The following is a 17162-nucleotide window of genomic DNA, read 5'->3' as shown; positions in this document are numbered from 1 at the left end:
TGGCCCGCTGCCGCGGGTCACGCTGGGCTGGGGTATCGGGGGGATTGCCATGCGAGCCATGCGGATTGCGCGTTCCGTGCTGGGAACACTGCCGGCGGGTGCGCTGGCATGCGTGCTGGCGGTGCCGGGGCTCACCGGCTGCGACGCGCTGTCGACCTCGTCGGGGCCCGCCGAGCCCTCGCCGTCCGGTTCCTCCGCGGTCACGGCGCCGATGCGGCCCACGGGCTACGGCGCGGTGTTCCTCGCCGTCGAGGAGTGCAGTTCGTTCGGGACGACCAGTTTCACCGAGGTGCGCTGCACCAGCGAACGGGCGGCCGCACGGGTCGTCGCCCGCTACGACGGCAAGGTGGCGGACGGCCCCTCCTGCCCCGCGAACACGGACTTCGTCCTGCACATCAGCGAGACACGGCCCGCCTCCGACGAGGACGGCGACGGCGCGGTCCCGCAGGGCTACGCCTGTATGCGCAAGCTCCAGCCCCCACACCCGGGCGACCCGGGCGGCGGCGGAGGCCCCCGTACCGTCGTCGGTGACTGCGTCTACAGTTCGGGCAGCGGCCAGGTCCGCGAGACCGCGTGCGACGGCGAGGGCGAGAAGGCCCCGGAGTACAAGGTGACGTCGGCGGTCGGGAGCCGCGCGCAGTGCCCGGCCGCCACGGACCTGTACGTCCAGCTCGGCGGCAGCGAGCCGGTGGGCTGCGCCCGCCCGTTGTAGCAGCCGACGGGCGGGCGCAGCACGGGAGTTACGGCCGCAACGCGGGCTCGCGCTCCACGTCACGCTGGTCCAGCTTCGCGTCGAACCTGGCGAGCGGCCTGGCCGCCGACGGGTCCGCCTGGACGGTGGCCGAGGCGACGCCCGCCCACTTCAGGATGCGGGCCGTGGCGAGGGCCTTCTCGTCGGCGACGAGACCCGCGACGTTGGCGCCGTGGTTGAGGCCGGGCGCCGTGAAGACGTAGCTGTCGTGGGCGCCCTTGCCGAGGCGGAAGCGCTCGGCACCCCACGGGTCGTTCTGGCCGTACACGTACAGCATGTGGTCGGCGTTGTTCTTCACCCAGGTGTCCACGTCGCGCATCGCCGAGGGCTGGAACCTCATGGAGATGTCACGCGGCACGAAGTTCCGCGGCGGCTGGTAGCCGTAGCGGATCAGGCGCTCCTCGATGTGCGGGAACTTGATGGTGGGCGCGCCCAGTTGGGTGCCCGCCTGGTAGTAGTACGGCGTGTACGGCGACAGGCCCTGGTCCGTGTAGAAGGAGAAGCCGGAGATCGTGTCGATGGAGGTCCAGATCTCCTCGTCGGTGGCGTTCACCGCGTCGGCCGGGATCGAGTCGCAGTCGGCCAGCAGGCTGTACTGCCAGAAGCCCCACACGTAGTCGAGGACGACCGCCTCGTACGCCTTGTCGAGGCTGCCGACGGTGGTGAAGGTGAACCCGTTCTCGGCGGCGTACGCCTCGTACACCTTCTCCAGCGGCTCACGGCGTACCAGCGCCTCGCGCTGCACGGCGTTCAGCCGGTCGCGGCACTCCTTGGTGCCGACCGTGGCGAAGAAGCGGTCGTAGGCCGAGTCCTCGTCGTTCACCACGTCGTTGGGGGCGACGTACGCGACGACGCCGTCCATGTCACGCGGGTAGAAGCGCTCGTAGTACGTGGCGGTCATGCCGCCCTTCGAGCCGCCCGTGGAGATCCACTTCTTGTCGTAGATCCGCTTGAGGGCCTTGAAGATACGGTGCTGGTCGCTGGCCGCCTGCCAGATGTCGAGCTTGGACCAGTCGGCCGGCTCGGGCCGGGACGGAGTGAAGAAGCGGTACTCCATCGAGACCTGGTTGCCGTCCACGATCTGGGTCGGCTCGCGGCGGCTGGGCGTCGTGGAGACGTTGTAGCCGCCGGTGTAGAAGACCGTCGGGCGCGCGGTGTCCTTGTGCAGCACGGTGATGCGCTGCTGGAACGTGCCCTTGGACGGGCGCCGGTGGTCGACCGGCTGGGTGTAGTTCAGGACGAAGAAGCGGTAGCCGGTGTACGGCTTCTCCTGGACCAGACTCATCCCGGGTATGGCGAGCAGCCGGTCAAGTATGTCGGTGCCTGTCGTACTCGCCGTACCGGCGGTGGCCTCCGGCTGGGCGGCGGTGGCCGCCCCGGCCGTGCTCAACGTGCCGATGAGCACTGTGAGCGCCAGCAGCCATCTGAGCGCCTTGCGCATGCACCCTCCCCTGGAGTTACACAGATGTCCGCCGGAACCTAGCGGAGCAACTGGCCTGACACCAGGGGTGATTGGGCGAACCCTGTGGGTTTGCGATGAATCGGCGGAGAATCCGGTCCGGTCAGCAGAGGATCCAGCCCGAACTCACCTTTCCGGTGCCGACCGAGCCCTTGATCCACACACAGCGCCGCCCGGCGTGCACCTTCGCCGGGCCCGCGTGGTGCGCGAACACTCCCTTGTCCGCGGCCGGCCGGCTGCCGCGCGCCTGCACGCTGACGGACATCTGCTTGCGGGGGCCCTGCCGCTTCGGGAAGGTCACCGCGCAGACGTAACCGCCGCTCTTGTAGACCCGTACGGTGCCGGTCGAGAAGGGGAGCTTGCGGACCTCGCGCCCCGCGCAGTACGACGCGGCCGCCGCGGAGCCGGGGCTCACCAGCGCCAGCATCCCGGACGTGCTCAGTACGGCCAGGCCGAGCGCCGCCCTTCGGCAAATCGCCCCACTGTTCACAGTCGCCACTCCCTTACCGGCTTATGTGCGTACTGGTGTACGGACGCACGAGACGGGCGGAATGGTTGCGCGGGGCACGCGAGCACGCGGGGCAGGCACGGCATGCGGGGCAGGCACGGCACGCGGGGTCAGGCCGGGCGGCCGACGGGCTCCCCCGGTTCGGCGGCGCCGATGAACGTCCGCCACAGTTCGGCGTACCGGCCGTCCAGGGCGAGCAGTTCCTCGTGGGTACCGTCCTCGGCGACCTGCCCGTGGTCCATCAGCACGACCCGGTCCGCGCGGGCGGCCGTCGTCAGGCGGTGGGCGACGACCAGGGTCGTACGGCGGCCCGCGATCCGGTCGGTGGCCTGGTTGACCAGCGCCTCCGTCGCCAGGTCCAGGGCGGCGGTGGCCTCGTCCAGGAGCAGCACATCGGGGTCGACGAGTTCGGCGCGGGCCAGCGCGATGAGCTGGCGCTGTCCGGCGGACAGGTTGCGTCCGCGCTCGGCGACCTCGTGGAGGTAGCCGCCCTCCAGCGTGGCGATCATGTCGTGCGCGCCGACCGCGCGGGCGGCGGCCTCCACCTGGGCGTCGGTGGCGTCGGGCCTGCCGTACGCGATGGCGTCCCGGACGGTGCCCTGGAAGAGGTAGGCCTCCTGCGGGACGACGCCGAGCCGGTGCCGGTAGGAGGTCAGCTCCAGCGACCTCAGGTCCGTGCCGTCGACGGTCACCCGCCCGCCGGTCGGGTCGTAGAAGCGGGCGACCAGCTTCACCAGCGTCGACTTGCCCGCGCCGGTCTCCCCGACGAAGGCGACGGTCTGCCCGGCGGGAATGGTCAGCGACACCTGGCTCAGGGCCTCCTCGTCGTCCCCGTAGGCGAAGTCGACGTCCTCGAAGGCGATGTCGCCGCGCAGCGAGCGCACCTTGAGCGGCTTGTCCGCGGCCTTCGTCGAGGTCGGCTCCTGGAGCAGCTCCTGGATCCTGCCGAGCGACACGGTCGCCTGCTGGTAGCCGTCGAAGACCTGCGAGAGCTGCTGCACGGGCGCGAAGAACAGGTCGATGTAGAGGAGGTAGGCCACCAGCGCGCCGGTGGTGAGCGTCCCGGCGTCGACGCGGTGCGCGCCCACGACGAGCACGGCGGCCCCGGCCGCCGACGACAGCAGCTGCACGAAGGGGAAGTACACGGAGATCAGCCACTGTCCGCGCCTGCGTGCCTGGCGGTAGCTGTCGCTGCCCTCGGTGAACCGCCGCACGCCCGAGGCCTCGCGCCGGAACGCCTGGAGGATCCGCAGCCCGGAGACCGACTCCTGGAGGTCGGCGTTGACCGACGAGACGCGCTCGCGGGCGAGTTCGTACGCCGTCACACTCGCCCGGCGGAAGAAGAAGGTGCCGACGATCAGCACCGGAAGGGTCACGAAGACGACCAGCGCGAGCTGGACGTCGATCACGAGCAGCGCGACCAGGATGCCGAAGAAGGTGACGACGGAGACGAAGGCGGTGACGAGGCCGGTCTGCAGGAACGTGGACAGCGCGTCCACGTCGGTCGTCATCCGGGTCATGATCCGCCCGGTCAACTCCCGTTCGTAGTAGTCGAGTCCGAGGCGCTGGAGCTGCGCGAAGATCTTCAGGCGGAGCGAGTACAGGACCCGCTCGCCGGTCCGGCCGGTCATCCGTGCCTCGCCGATCTGCGCCGCCCACTGGGCGAGCACGGTGACCAGCGCGAGACCGGCCGCCACCCAGACCGCGCCGAGCGCGACCTCGGAGACACCCTGGTCGATGCCGTGCCGGATCAGCACCGGCAGCAGCAGGCTCATACCGGCGTCGACGGCCACGAGCCCGAGGCTGAGCAGCAGAGGCGCCCCGAAGCCGCGCAGCAGCCGCCGCAGTCCGTACGACTCCTCCGGCGTGGCCGCCCGCGCCTCGTCGATCCCGGGGGTGTCGAGGGCCGGGGGCAACGCCTCGACCTGGGTGAGGAGTTCGGGCGTGGCGGGCATCCCGGCGAGCGCGGTGTCCTTCGGCTCGCGGTCGCCGGTCCACAGCCGCGGGGTGACCCCGCGCTCGGCGTCGAACTCGGCGTCCAGCTCGTCCCGTACCGAGGTGTCCTCCCGCGGCACGACGGGCAGGGCGTGTCCCGGGGAGACGCCGCCGAGCTCGTCCGGGTCGGTCAGCAGCCGCCGGTACAGCGGTGAGCGTGCCTGGAGTTCGTCGTGTGTGCCGATGTCCGCGAGGTGGCCGTCGTCGAGGACGGCGATGCGGTCGGCGAGGTTGAGGGTGGAGCGGCGGTGCGCGATGAGCAGGGTGGTGCGGCCCGCCATGACCTGGCCGAGTGCCTCGTGGATCTCGTGCTCCACCCGGGCGTCCACGGCCGAGGTGGCGTCGTCCAGGACGAGCAGGCGGGGGTCGGTGAGGATGGCGCGGGCGAGGGCGACGCGCTGGCGCTGGCCGCCGGAGAGGGTGAGGCCGTGCTCGCCGACGGTGGTGTCGTAGCCGCGCGGCAGCTCCGCGATGAACCGGTCCGCCTGGGCGGCGCGGGCGGCGGTGAGGATCTCCTCGTCGGTGGCGTCCGGGCGGCCGTAGGCGATGTTGGCGCGGACGGTGTCGGAGAAGAGGAAGGAGTCCTCGGGCACGAGCCCGATCGCCGCCCGCAGCGACTCGGTCGTCAGCTCGCGCACGTCGTGGCCGCCCACGAGGACGGCGCCGTGCGTCACGTCGTAGAACCGCGGGAGCAGCAGCGAGACGGTCGACTTGCCGGAACCGGAGGAGCCGACGACGGCGAGGGTCTCGCCGGGCCGGATCTCGAAGCTCAGCCCGTCGAGAACCGGCCGGCCCTCCTCGTATCCGAAGGAGACGTCGTCGAACTCGACGGTCGCGGGCGCGTCGGCCGGCAGGGTCTTCGTGCCGTCCTTGATCGACGGCTCGGTGTCGATGAGTTCGAGCACCCGCTCGGCGCCGGCGCGGGCCTGCTGGCCGACGGTCAGCACCACGGCGAGCATGCGCACGGGCCCGACGAGCTGCGAGAGGTAGGAGGAGAACGCGACGAACGTGCCCAGGGTGACCTGCCCGCGCACCGCGAGCCAGCCGCCGAGCGCGAGCATCGCGACCTGGCCGAGGGCGGGCACGGCCTGGAGGGCGGGGGTGTACTTGGCGTTCAGCCGGATCGTCCGCAGCCGCCCCGCGAAGAGCCTGCGCCCCACCTCCCGTAGCTTCCCGGTCTCCTGCTCCTCCTGCCCGAAGCCCTTCACCACGCGTACGCCGCTCACCGCGCCGTCGACCACTCCCGCGACGGCGGCGGCCTGGGCCTGCGCGTACCAGGTGGCGGGGTGCAGCCGGGTGCGGCTGCGTTTGGCGACGACCCAGAGGGCGGGGGCGACGGCGAGCGCGACGAGGGTGAGCGGGAGGGAGAGCCAGGCCATGATCGCGAGCGAGATCAGGAAGAGCAGCACGTTCCCGATGGTCATCGGGAGCATGAAGAGCAGGCCCTGGATGAGCTGGAGGTCGCTGGTGGCGCGGCCGACGACCTGGCCGGTGGACAGCTCGTCCTGGCGGCGGCCGTCGAGCCGGGTGATCGTCGCGTACATCTCGGTACGCAGGTCGTGCTGGACGTCGAGGGCGAGCCGGCCGCCGTAGTAGCGGCGGATGTAGGTGAGGACGTAGACGACGACGGCGGCGCCGACCAGCGCGCCCGCCCAGGGGGCCATGTCCCTGGTGTAGTTCCCGACCACGTCGTCGATGATCACCTTGGTGACCAGCGGGACGAGCGCCATGACGGCCATGCCCGCCAGCGAGGACCCGAGCGCCAGCACGACTTCCTTCGGGTGCCGCCACGCGTACCCGGCCAGTCGCCGTGCCCATCCCCCTTGCGCTGCCACGCGGGTGCCTTCCGTAGATCTCAGTCCGCCGGAAGGCACCAACGCCGAGCGAAGCGGATTTCATCCCTCCGCAACAATTCGGGGCCTACGGCAGTCGGACCCGCAGGGAGTAGAAACGGGTGATCTGCGCCGCGCTCTGGTTGTCGTCGCTGACCAGCAGGAGGTTCAGTCGGCCCTTCGTGCTGCCGGTGACCGCCAGGCCCTCGATGTTGTCGAGGAGCGGGTTGGGCTGCGGCTGCTTGGCCGTGGCACCCAGGGACGGGCAGTTCACCAGGTCCGCGAGCAGGGTCTTCTTCACCAGCCGTACGCCGTCCTGGCCGGTGAGCGTGGTCACGTCACCGGTGTCGGTGGCGCGCCGCGGGTCGGCCAGGTAGAGGCGGACGGTGTTGCCGACGCCCGCCGTGAAGCCGCGCTCCAGGACGAGCAGGCGGCCGTCGGGGGTGGCGGTGGCCTCGGAGACGCCGAGACCTGTGTCGGTGCGGTAGCCGTACTGGTCGCCCAGCCGGAATGCCTTGTGGGTGTTCTTCCGGTCCCAGGTCTGGAAGCGGACGATGCCCGCGGTGTCGCCGGACAGCGAGCCCTCCATGGCGGCGAGCAGGGTGCGCCCGCCGGGCAGCAGGGCCAGGCCCTCGAAGGTCTGGTTCGTGGTGGCGCGGCCCGCGGGGGCGACCCTGAGCGCGTCCGGGCCCGGCAGGCGGTCCAGGATCTTCCCGTCGCGGGAGTAGCGGCGTACGGAGGGCTCGGTCTCGGAGGAGATCAGCCGGGTGCCGTCGCGGTCGACGACCAGGCCCTCGGAGTCCAGCGCGGCGCCGTTCTCGTCGGCGAGCGGGACGACGCCGGTGGGCGCCAGGGTCTTCAGCGTCTTCGCGTCGAGGGTGAAGAGTGCGGACCGGTCGGAGACGGCGGCGATCCGGCCCTTCCGGTCCACGGCGAGCGCGGAGAAGTTGCCGACGAAGGTGCCCTCGTACGTCGTCTTGTCGAGCGCGTCGGAGAAGCCGTCGACGGAGACGGCGGGCGAGCAGGCGTTGGCGCTTGAAGTGCCGGTGGCGGCGGTGGCGGGCCCGGCGGCGGTCAGGGTGGTGGCCGCCGCCAGGCCGGCGGTGACGGTGGCGAGTACGGTTCGCAGGCGCATGGCGACACGGTAGGCAGCGGCCGGTTCAGCGCGGGCGTACTCGCCGTGAATTCTGGGGAGCCGAGTCCCGTCGGCGGAGCCGGTCACAGTCCCCGCCGGGGAGCCGGTCACAGTCCCCGCCGACGGAGCCGGTCAGCTCGCCGCGAGGTCCCTGTGGATGACCTTGGCGACCGCCTGGATGGTGTTGACGCCGTACTGCATGTTGCTGTTGCCGTGCGTCAGCACCGTGATCGTGTAGTCGTGGCCGCCGCCCTTGAAGGTGCCGACGCTGTGCACCCGCCAGCCGAGGGTGGCCCGGGACAGCCAGCCGTTCTTGACGTGCACGGCGACACCGGAGGGCGCCCCCGCCGGCGTCCCCCAGCGCTGCGAGGAGATGACCTGGCCCATCAGCTTCAGGATGTACGCGCGGGAGTTGTCGCTCAGCACCGAGTTCTTCGCTGTGGTGAGCGCGAGGAGCCGCTGTTCGTCGCGCACGGTGATCCGGGTCAGGCCCCAGTAGCCGTCCGCGCCCGGCTTGGTCTGGGTCATCCCGGCGACCGTCAGGAAGCCCTTGATCTTCGTCATGCCGAGCTGCCGCCACAGCGCGGTGGTCGCGGCATTGTCCGACCTGGTGATCATGGCCTTGCTGAGGTCGGCCTCGCGCTGCGTGAGGAAACGATTCGTCTTCTTGGCGTCCCAGAGCAGCGTCGCCAGGACGGTGACCTTGACGACGCTCGCCGAGTCGTACGTGGTGGAGGATCTGAGCGAGCAGGTCGTCTTCGTGCTGCGGTCGTAGAGACCGACCGCGACGGTGCCGGCACGGTTCGCGAGCGCGGCGGTGATGTCCCTCTTGAGCTTCGTGGCCAGGCCCGCCTTCGCCGACGTACAGCTGACCGTCGGCGTGGCCGCGGCGGCGGGCGTCACGGCCGCCACCAGCGGTATGAGCATTCCGGCGCCGATACCGGCGCCGATCACACGCGTACGCCTGGATATGCCGGATGTCCGATGAGTCATGGCCGCTCCCCCTTGGCTGGATACGAGCGCGCCCCCTGCACGCTCGCCCCTTTGACTCACCCGCACGGGGGAATGGTTGTACGGAACAGCGACACGTTGGGGAACCGTTGCCGGACCCTGACCCTCCGTTGCCGGATCCACAGGTGCCCCCCAGGTACACCACAGCCCGCGCCCACCAGCGGTCCGCAGGATGCCCTGGTGACATCTGCCACCGACCCACACCCCCACGCCTCCGCGGCCCCCGACTCGCCCGCGCCGACGCCTCCCGCGCCGCCCGGCCCCCCGGAGAAGGCGCCGCGCTGGTCACTCCCCGCGCTGATCGCGATCATGCTGCTGGCCGGGATCCTGTACTCCTGGAACCTCTCCTCGTCGGGCCTCAACAGCTTCTACAGCGCCGCCGTGCTGAGCGGCACGCAGAGCTGGAAGGCCTGGTTCTTCGGCTCGCTCGACGCGGGCAACTTCATGACCGTGGACAAGCCGCCCTTCGTCCTGATGGTGATGGGCCTGTCCTGCCGGGTCCTCGGCTACGGCACCTGGCAGATGATGGCGCCGCTGATCGCATCCGCGCTCGGCACCATCTGGATCCTGCACTCCAGCGTGAAGCGCGTCTTCGGGCACGCGGCGGCGGCCGTGGCCGCGCTGGTCCTCGCGCTGACGCCCATCACGGTGGCCATCAACCGGGACAACAACCCCGACACGCTGCTCGTCCTGCTGATGGTCGCGGGCGCCGCACTGGGCCTGCGCGCCACACGGGACGGCAGACTGCTGCCGCTCGTCGGCTCGGCGGTGTGCTTCGGGCTCGCGTTCAACACGAAGATGCTCCAGGGCTACATCGCGCTGCCCGCCGTCTTCGCCGTCTACCTGTACGCGTCCCGGCTCGGCCTCGTGAAGCGGATCGTGAACCTGCTGGCCGCGGGCGTGGCCCTGGCGGTCGCCAGCTTCTGGTGGCCCGCCGCGGTGTCACTGGTGCCCGCCTCCGAGCGGCCGTACATCGGCGGCTCCACGGACGGCACCGCCTGGAACCTGATCATGGGCTACAACGGCCTGGGCCGGGTCTTCGGCGGCGAGGGCAACGGCGGAGGCGGTGGGGGCGGCGGCGGAAGCTTCGCCGGCACCGCCGGGATCGGCCGGATGTTCAACGACACCCTGGGCGGCCAGATCTCCTGGCTGCTGCCCTTCGCGGGCATCGCACTGGCCGGCGGTCTCGCGCTGTGCGGGCGCGCCCCGCGCACCGACCCGACGCGTGCCGCACTGGTGCTGTGGGGCGGCTGGACCGTGCTGCACTTCCTCACCTTCAGCATGGCCGAGGGCACGATGCACCCCTACTACACGACCGCCCTCGCGCCCGGCATCGCGGCGCTCTGCGGAGGCGGCGGCGTCCTGCTGCTGCGCGCCTTCCGGGCGGACCGGCGGTGGGCGTGGGTGCTGCCCGTCGCCCTGGCGGTCACCGGCATCTGGGCCGTCGTGCTGCTGCGCCGGGCCACCGGCTGGAACACCTGGCTGTGGCCCGCGATCGCGGTGGTCATGGCACTGGCGATCGCCGGTCTGCTTCTCTTCCGCTCCGGTCACCGGACCCGGCTGCTGGCGGCCTCCGTGGCCGCGGCGATCGTGGCCGCGGTCGCCGGGCCCGCGGCCTACGCGGCGTCGGTGCCCGCGGGCACGACCGGCGGCATGGGCGGCGGCACCAATCCGACGGCCGGGCCCTCGACGGGCGGCGGCGGTTTCGGCGGCGGGGGCGGCGGCCGGGCGGGCGGCGGCGCCATGGCCGGTGGTGAGCTGCCCGGCGGCGGCCAGGCGGGCCAGGGCGGCCAGTCCGGGCAGGCGGGTGGCGCGGGTACGCCGCCGAGCGGCATGCCCAGCGGCGCCCCGGGCGGCACCGCGCCCGGCGGTCAGCAGGACGGCGGCACCGGTACGCCGCCGAGCGGAGCCGGCGAAACCGGCGGAACCGGCGAGGCGGGCGGCACGACCGGTCAGCCCGGCGGCGGCTTCGGCGGGGGTGGCGGTATGGGCGGCGGTATGGGCGGTGGCGGTATGGGCGGCGAGACCAGCGACGAGCTGATCAGCTACCTGAAGAAGAACCAGGACGGCGCCGAGTGGCTGCTCGCGGTGTCCAGTTCGCAGACCGCCGCGTCGCTCATCCTGAGCAGCGGTGAGCCGGTCATCTCCATGTGGGGCTGGTCCGGCACCGACAAGGCGATGACGCTCGCCAGGCTCAAGGAACTCGTGAAGAACGGCGAGCTGCACTACATCCAGCTCGGCGGCGGTGGCGGTGGCGGCATGGGCGGCGGCTCGACCCTCAGCTCCGAGGTCACGGCGTGGGTGCAGAAGAACGCCACGGCGGTCGAGGCGAGCGAGTACGGCGGCACGTCCACCTCCACGTCGTCCTCGGGCTCCGCGTCCGGCTCGGAAGCCGACTCCGGATCCGCGGCCGGCAGTGGCACCCAGAGCACTCAGTCGCTTTACCGGCTCGATCCGTCGGACGTCAACTAGGGGAAACCCTTAGCCAGTTGGAGTAAACCCTCGATCGAAGCAACCCCTGACCGTTTTCACGGTCAGGGGTTGCCCTCTATTCCATATCGTCACGCGAATTCCTTTCAGTTGTTACACGGCCGACCCCCAGGGCATGCCACGCTCCCGGTTACCTAAAAAGTCAACACGCGTAGATCGAGGCCCCGTTGATCCGGGCGCAGCGATCGAACGCCTGTCGATCCCGGGAAAGGGCACCCCCATGTCCGTTGCGCAGATAGGCAGATGGAAGGCGCTTGCGGTGGCCACATCCGCCGTGCTCGTCGGCCTCACCCTCCCCGCCGTGACCGCGACCCCCGCGGCGGCCACGACTACCGCGTACGACAGCACGTACTACAAGAACGCGATCGGCAAGACCGGCACGAGCCTGAAGGCGTCGCTGCACACGATCATCACCCCCCAGACCAAGATCTCGTACTCCGCGGTCTGGAACGCCCTGATGGCCACCGACCAGGACCCCAACAACAGCAACAACGTGATCCTGCTCTACAGCGGCACCTCGCGCGCCAAGTCCCTCAACGGCGGCGACGTGGGCGACTGGAACCGTGAGCACACGTGGGCCAAGTCCCACGGCGACTTCGGCGAGGCGACCGGTCCCGGCACCGACCTGCACCACCTGCGTCCCGCCGACGTCCAGGTCAACAGCATCCGCGGCAACAAGGACTTCGACAACGGCGGCAGCGCGGTCAGCGGCGCCTCCGGCAGCTACACGGACTCCGACTCCTTCGAGCCGCGCAACGCCGACAAGGGCGACGTGGCCCGCATGATCCTCTACATGACCGTCCGCTACGAGGGCGGCGACGGCTGGGCCAACCTGGAGCCCAACCAGCTGGTGAACAACGGCAGCAACCCGTACATGGGCAAGCTGTCCGTGCTCAAGGCGTGGAACGAGGCGGACCCGCCCAGCGCCTTCGAGGAGAAGCGCAACCAGGTCATCTACGACACCTACCAGCACAACCGCAACCCGTTCATCGACCACCCCGAGTGGGTCGAGGCGATCTGGTAACAACGGCTGAACGGTTGAACTCCCCGTAGCCAGCGGGGAGTTCGACTCCGTAACCTGTTCGGCCAGGAGGGAGACGCCGATGTCCGAAGCCGCCGCGAACGCCAACGCCGAAGTCACCGACGCCACCTGGCAGCTCCCCCGCACCCCGCACAGCGCTCCGCGCGCCCGGCAGCTGCTCCGCACCCAGCTCACGCACTGGCGCATCGACGGCGAAGTGGCCGAAGCGGCCGAGCTGTTGCTCTCGGAGCTGATCACCAACTCGCTCAAGCACGCGTCCGCCCCGCCCGGCCACGAGATCGGTCTGCGGCTGGCGACGTACGAGGGCCGGCTGCGCGTGGAGGTCGCCGACACGGACGACCGCCGGCCCCTCCCCCGCCGGGCGGCTCCCGGTGACGAGGGCGGCCGGGGACTCGCCCTCGTCCAGGCACTGGCCGAACGCTGGGGCTTCTGCCCCCGGTCGCAGGGCAGCGGAAAGGCCACCTGGGCGGAGCTGGCGCTCCCGCGGTGAGCCCGGCCCCCGCGGGGCCGTGACGGTCAGCTCAGGTGCGTGGGCGCGAACATCCGCAGGACCGCCGGGAGCAGCACCACCGAGGGGCCGGGCGTCGCCAGGGCCTTGGCGAGGTCCGCCTCCAGGGTCGCGGGTGTGGTGCGTACGCCGGGCACGCCGAAGGACTCCGCGAGGGCCACGTAGTCCGGGCGGGACAGCTCGGTCGCGGTGGACTGGCCGAAGGCGTCCGTCATGTACTCGCGGAGGATGCCGTAGCCGCCGTCGTCGACGATCAGCCAGGTGACGTTCAGGTCGTACTGCCTGGCCGTGGCGAGTTCGGCGATCGAATACAACGCGCCGCCGTCGCCGGAGACCGCGAGCACGGGCCGGGTCGGGTCCGCGGTCGCCGCGCCGAGGGCCGCGGGGAAGCCGTAGCCGAGGCCGCCCGCGCCCTGGGCGGAGTGCATGGTGTTCGTTCCGCGCGGGTCGAAGGCGGACCAGGCCCAGTAGGCGAGGATCGTCATGTCCCAGAAGGACGGGGAGCCGGCGGGCAGGGCTCGGCGGACTGCCGCCAACACGTCCTGTTCCAGGGTGAGTTCCTGGGCCGCGATGCGCTCGCCGACCCGGGCGAGCACGGCGGCGACCCGCTCGGGCGCCGTGCCGTCGGCCCGGTCGGCGACCGTTTCGAGCAGCGCCGACAGGGCCAGGCGGGCGTCCGCGTGGATGCCGAGCGCCGGGTGGTTGGACTCCAGTTTGCCGAGGTCGGCCTCGATCTGGATCACCCGCCCGCGGGGCTTGAACGTGTGGTAGTTCGAGGAGAGTTCGCCCAGGCCCGAGCCCACCACCAGCAGGACGTCCGCGTCCTCCAGGAAGTCCGTGGTGTGGCGGTCCTCCAGCCAGGACTGGAGGGAGAGCGGGTGTTCCCAGGGGAAGGCGCCCTTGCCGCCGAAGGTGGTGACGACCGGGGCGTTCAGCCTCTCGGCGAGCAGGCGGAGCTTGCCGGCGGCGTCCGCCCGTACGACGCCGCCGCCCGCGATGATCGCGGGGCGCTCGGCGCGGGAGAGCAGGTCGGCCGCCACGGCGGTCAGTTCGGGGCGCGGGACGACGTCCTCGGGGGTCGCGTCCATCGCCGTGACCACCGGCAGGGAGGTCTCGGCGAGGAGGACATCCTGCGGGATCTCCACCCACACCGGGCCGTGCGGCACGGTCAGCGCCGACTCCCAGGCCGCGGCGATCGCCGACGGGATCTGGGACTGGCTGCGGACCGTGTGGACGGACTTCACCACTCCCCTGAACGAGGCCTGCTGGTCCGGGAGTTCGTGCAGATAGCCGTGGCGCCCGCCGCCGAGCCCCGCGGTCGGGACCTGGCTGCTGACGGCGAGCACCGGGGAGGACGCCGAGGCCGCCTCCTGGAGCGCGGCCAGCGAGGTGAGCGCGCCGGGACCGGTCGACAGCAGCAGCGGGGCCGCCTCGCCGGTGATCCGGCCGTAGGCGTCCGCCGCGAAGCCCGCGTTGTTCTCGACGCGCAGTCCGACGTACTGGAGGGACGAGCGGCGCAGGGCGTCGAACATGCCGAGCGCGTGCTGTCCCGGCAGGCCGAAGACGGTCGTGGCGCCGAGACCGGCGAGGGTCTCCACGACCAGGTCCCCGCCGTTGCGCCCGGCGGGCGGGTTCAGCGCGGCCGAGGTCTGGGCGGCCGTGGGGCGGAGCACCAGGTCGTGGTCGTGGGTCACTTCGCTTCGCCGTCCTTACGGGTCTGAGCGAGCCGGTCGCCGGGCCGGTCGTCGTCCTTGCGGACCCGGGTGAGCCGGTCGCCGTCCTTGCGGGTCTGGTCGAGTTGGTCGCCCGTCCGGTCGTCGTCCCTGCGGGCCTGGGCGATCTGGCGGGACATGATCGTGGTGAGTTCGTACGCCGTGTGGGAGGCCGCCACCGCGGTGATCTCGGCGTGATCGTACGCGGGTGCGACCTCCACCACGTCCGCCGAGACCAGGTTGCAGGACGACAGCCCGCGCAGGATCTCCAGGAGTTCGCGGGAGGTCATGCCGCCCGCCTCCGGGGTCCCTGTGCCGGGCGCGTGCGCCGGGTCGAGGCAGTCGATGTCGATCGAGATGTAGAGCGGCCTGTCGCCGATGCGCTGACGGAGCTGGTCGGCGACCTCGTCGGCGCCGCGCCGGTAGATGTCCGCCGAGGTGACGATGCCGAAGCCCATCTTCTCGTCGTCGGTGAGGTCCTGCTTGCCGTACAGCGGCCCCCGGGTGCCGACGTGCGAGAGCGCCTCGGTGTCGAGGATGCCCTCCTCCACCGCCCGGCGGAACGGGGTGCCGTGCGTGTACTCGGCGCCGAAGTAGGTGTCCCAGGTGTCGAGATGGGCGTCGAAGTGGAGCAGCGCGACGGGCCCGTGCTTCTTGGCCACGGACCTCAGCAGCGGCAGCGCGATGGTGTGGTCGCCGCCCAGGGTCATCAACCGGGCGCCGGTGCCGAGGAGTTCGTCGGCGGCCGCCTCGACCGTCTCCACGGCCTCGTTGATGTTGAACGGGTTCGCCGCGATGTCGCCGGCGTCCGCGACCTGCGCCAGGGCGAAGGGCGAGGCGTCCTGGGCGGGGTTGTAGGGGCGAAGGAGCCGGGACGCCTCGCGGATCGCGTTGCCGCCGAAGCGGGCGCCCGGCCGGTAGGAGACGCCCGAGTCGAACGGCACGCCGACCACGGCGACGTCGGCGGTGCCGACCTCGTCGAGGCGCGGCAGCCGGGCGAAGGTCGCGGGTCCCGCGTACCGCGGAACGCGGGACGAGTCGACGGGGCCACGAGGCGTCTCGTTACCGCTCATGATGAAATGCCTACTTTCCTACGCAACATCGCGTATGTACAGCTAAGTACGACTAAGTACAGCTGATACGACTCTACTGGTGGGCCGGGACGGGTTCGGACAGGGGTTCGGCGCCGCCGTGGCCCGCGAGGCGCTCCCGCCAGGCGGCCAGGACGGCGGCGTCGGTGGCGGGCGTGGCGAGCGAGACGATCACGTACACGGCGAGCGAGGAGAGCAGGCCGTAGTAGACGGGCTCGTTGGCGAGGATGCCGTACGTCGCCATCAGGCCGATGACCGCGACGCCGCCGACCACGACGGCCGCGAGCGCGCCCTGCGCGGTCCCGCGCCTCCACAGCAGTCCGCCGAGGATCGGGACGAGGAGTCCGCCGACGAGCAGGTTGTAGGCCACGGTGAGCGCCTCGACGACGTTGTTGAGCGCGATCGCCGTACAGATCACCCCGATGCCCATGATCAGGATGAAGACCCGGTTGCCCCGGACCTCGTCGCGTTCCTCGCCGTCCCCGGTCGCCGCGGTGCCGCGCAACCGGGACCAGATGTCGTTGTTGGCGACGGTGGCGCAGGCGATGAGCGCGCCGGAGGACGTCGACATGACGGCGGCGAGGGCGGCGGCCAGCACCAACCCCCTGACCCCGACCGGGAGTTCGTCCTTCACGATGGTCGCGAAGGCGGCGTCGGCGCTGGGCAGCGTCGGGTACATGACCTTGGCCGCGGTACCGATGACGGCGCCCGCGACGGCGTACACCAGGCAGTACGTGCCGGCGACCGTGCCGCCCCACTTGGCCGTGGTGTCGCTGCGCGCGGTGAACACGCGCTGCCAGATGTCCTGCCCGATCAGCATGCCGAACGTGTAGATGAGCACGTACGTGAAGATCGTCTCGCCGCCGATGCCCAGCGGGTCGAAGTACTCGGTGGGCAGCTTCGCTTTCATCTCGCTGAACCCGCCGGCCTTGACCACGGCGATGGGCAGGAGCAGGAGCAGCACACCGATCGTCTTGACGACGAACTGCACCATGTCGGTGAGCGTGATCGACCACATGCCGCCGAGGGTCGAGTACGCGACGACGATCGAGCCGCCGAGGACGATCGCGAGCGTCCGGTTCATGTCGAAGAGGACGTCGAAGATCGTGGCGTACGCGATGGTCGAGGTGACGGCGAGCATCAGGGTGTACGCCCACATCACGACACCGGAGATGACTCCCGCACGGCCGCCGTAGCGCAGGTCGAGCATCTCGGAGACGGTGTAGACCTTCAGCCGGGCGATACGGGCGGAGAAGAAGACGGACAGCGCGAGGAGTCCGAGGCCGATGGTGAAGACCATCCAGGCGCCGGATATCCCGTACTGGTAGCCGAGGCCGACCCCGCCGATGGTGGACGCGCCGCCCAGCACGATGGCCGCCATGGTCCCGGAGTACATGGCGGGTCCCAGCCGCCGCCCGGCCACGAGGAACTCGCTCTTGGACTTCGCGCGGCGCATGCCCCACCAGCCCATGGCCAGCATGCCTGCCAGATAGACGACGATCACTGCGTAGTCGACGGCCATGGGGTCTCCTCCGGGCGCTCTGTGGCGTGTCGTGCGGGTGGGGGGTGGTGGTGGGTCTCGGCTTCGGCCGGTGGCCGGTGGCCAGTAGCCGGTGGCCGGTGGCCAG

General features: G+C 71.3%; 11 protein-coding genes and 1 pseudogene. 4 read left to right on the top strand and 8 right to left on the bottom strand.

All coding sequences use genetic code 11. From position 1 onward, the window contains the following. The first annotated feature begins 58 nt into the window (after positions 1 to 58). The gene (locus ACIP79_RS17195; RefSeq protein WP_383680988.1) at positions 59 to 712 is read left to right on the top strand and encodes a hypothetical protein; all 654 of its coding nucleotides are present in this window, start codon (positions 59 to 61) and stop codon (positions 710 to 712) included. A 28-nt stretch (positions 713 to 740) separates the two neighbouring features. Here the strand turns inward: ACIP79_RS17195 and ACIP79_RS17190 are convergent, their stop codons facing one another. From ACIP79_RS17190 to ACIP79_RS17170, 5 genes are all read right to left on the bottom strand, one after another. Continuing rightward, positions 741 to 2192 (bottom strand): S28 family serine protease, encoded by a 1452-nt coding sequence (locus ACIP79_RS17190; protein WP_401223941.1) that lies wholly within the window; start codon positions 2190 to 2192, stop codon positions 741 to 743. A gap of 121 nt (positions 2193 to 2313) precedes the next feature. After that, positions 2314 to 2700: a hypothetical protein gene (locus tag ACIP79_RS17185; protein WP_401223939.1), complete on the bottom strand. Its 387-nt coding sequence runs from the start codon at positions 2698 to 2700 to the stop codon at positions 2314 to 2316. Positions 2701 to 2828: 128 nt separating this feature from the next. Then, positions 2829 to 6548: an ABC transporter ATP-binding protein gene (locus tag ACIP79_RS17180; RefSeq protein ID WP_401223937.1), complete on the bottom strand. Its 3720-nt coding sequence runs from the start codon at positions 6546 to 6548 to the stop codon at positions 2829 to 2831. An 85-nt stretch (positions 6549 to 6633) separates the two neighbouring features. Further along, on the bottom strand, positions 6634 to 7680 hold the full coding sequence (locus tag ACIP79_RS17175) for an esterase-like activity of phytase family protein (protein WP_401223935.1): 1047 nt from the start codon (positions 7678 to 7680) through the stop codon (positions 6634 to 6636). Positions 7681 to 7812: 132 nt separating this feature from the next. After that, positions 7813 to 8673, bottom strand: coding sequence for a serine hydrolase (locus ACIP79_RS17170; protein WP_401223932.1), 861 nt, complete (start codon positions 8671 to 8673; stop codon positions 7813 to 7815). Positions 8674 to 8871: 198 nt separating this feature from the next. Here ACIP79_RS17170 and ACIP79_RS17165 point away from each other — a divergent pair, with 198 nt between their 5' ends. The 3 genes from ACIP79_RS17165 to ACIP79_RS17155 all read left to right on the top strand — a co-directional run bounded on the left by ACIP79_RS17165 (position 8872) and on the right by ACIP79_RS17155 (position 12713). Next, positions 8872 to 11163 carry an ArnT family glycosyltransferase gene (locus ACIP79_RS17165; RefSeq protein WP_401223929.1) on the top strand — a complete coding sequence of 764 codons (2292 nt, stop codon included), beginning with the start codon at positions 8872 to 8874 and terminating at the stop codon, positions 11161 to 11163. Between the two features lie 238 nt (positions 11164 to 11401). Next, on the top strand, positions 11402 to 12205 hold the full coding sequence (locus ACIP79_RS17160; RefSeq protein ID WP_401223927.1) for an endonuclease I family protein: 804 nt from the start codon (positions 11402 to 11404) through the stop codon (positions 12203 to 12205). A gap of 79 nt (positions 12206 to 12284) precedes the next feature. Next, a complete protein-coding gene (locus tag ACIP79_RS17155; protein WP_401223926.1) occupies positions 12285 to 12713 on the top strand; it encodes an ATP-binding protein in 429 nt (142 codons plus the stop codon). Positions 12714 to 12739: 26 nt separating this feature from the next. Here ACIP79_RS17155 and ACIP79_RS17150 read toward each other — a convergent pair whose 3' ends face one another. The 3 genes and pseudogenes from ACIP79_RS17150 to ACIP79_RS17140 form a co-directional block, all read right to left on the bottom strand. Further along, on the bottom strand, positions 12740 to 14425 hold the full coding sequence (locus ACIP79_RS17150) for a thiamine pyrophosphate-binding protein (protein ID WP_401223924.1): 1686 nt from the start codon (positions 14423 to 14425) through the stop codon (positions 12740 to 12742). Between the two features lie 131 nt (positions 14426 to 14556). Beyond that, positions 14557 to 15516 (bottom strand): annotated as a pseudogene (gene speB / locus ACIP79_RS17145) (agmatinase); the annotation flags it as partial. 73 nt (positions 15517 to 15589) lie between these two features. Continuing rightward, a complete protein-coding gene (locus tag ACIP79_RS17140; protein ID WP_401223921.1) occupies positions 15590 to 17056 on the bottom strand; it encodes a sodium:solute symporter in 1467 nt (488 codons plus the stop codon). Positions 17057 to 17162: the final 106 nt, after the last annotated feature.

It is taken from the genome of Streptomyces sp. NPDC088747, from assembly GCF_044751025.1.
Lineage (GTDB): Bacteria > Actinomycetota > Actinomycetes > Streptomycetales > Streptomycetaceae > Streptomyces.
This window is presented reverse-complemented; position numbering and strand designations above follow the sequence as displayed.

Coding starts and splice junctions, on each gene's coding strand:
- ACIP79_RS17140 (WP_401223921.1), bottom strand. CDS start 17,056: ATGGCCGTCGACTACGCAGTGATCGTCGTCTATCTGGCAGGCATGCTG.
- ACIP79_RS17170 (WP_401223932.1), bottom strand. CDS start 8,673: ATGACTCATCGGACATCCGGCATATCCAGGCGTACGCGTGTGATCGGC.
- ACIP79_RS17155 (WP_401223926.1), top strand. CDS start 12,285: ATGTCCGAAGCCGCCGCGAACGCCAACGCCGAAGTCACCGACGCCACC.
- ACIP79_RS17175 (WP_401223935.1), bottom strand. CDS start 7,680: ATGCGCCTGCGAACCGTACTCGCCACCGTCACCGCCGGCCTGGCGGCG.
- ACIP79_RS17190 (WP_401223941.1), bottom strand. CDS start 2,192: ATGCGCAAGGCGCTCAGATGGCTGCTGGCGCTCACAGTGCTCATCGGC.
- ACIP79_RS17160 (WP_401223927.1), top strand. CDS start 11,402: ATGTCCGTTGCGCAGATAGGCAGATGGAAGGCGCTTGCGGTGGCCACA.
- ACIP79_RS17195 (WP_383680988.1), top strand. CDS start 59: ATGCGGATTGCGCGTTCCGTGCTGGGAACACTGCCGGCGGGTGCGCTG.